This is a genomic window from Caballeronia sp. AZ7_KS35, assembly GCF_023631045.1.
GTDB classification, from domain to species: Bacteria; Pseudomonadota; Gammaproteobacteria; order Burkholderiales; family Burkholderiaceae; genus Caballeronia; species Caballeronia zhejiangensis.
The window spans coordinates 1-239 of the sequence record NZ_JALQDV010000112.1 but is presented as its reverse complement, the minus strand read 5'-3'; the positions used below and the strand labels follow the sequence as shown (position 1 = coordinate 239).

Annotated in this window: 1 protein-coding gene; it reads right to left on the bottom strand. The window is 38.9% G+C overall.

All coding sequences use genetic code 11. The features are described 5' to 3' along the window. Nucleotides 1-239: hypothetical protein (locus NCT05_RS36725; RefSeq protein WP_250504811.1), on the bottom strand; the 239-nt coding region annotated here is incomplete at both ends.

The window sequence follows — 239 nt, the reverse complement described above, 5'->3', positions numbered from 1 at the left end:
CGTTTGTACAATTCACAGAAACAATTGAATAAATCCAGTCAATTAGTTCATTGTATTTTTTCAATTCCATTTCTGCGATTGCGTCTGGTGTTAATCCACATTTGCATACTAGGTCAAATTCGTCTGTCTTTCTAACAGTGTGCTGACATCCGCCCATATCATGCTTTGATATTCCATGACCACATTTACAATCCATGCTTACATCCTTTCTAATAAAACCGCCCGCCGCTGTCATGGGA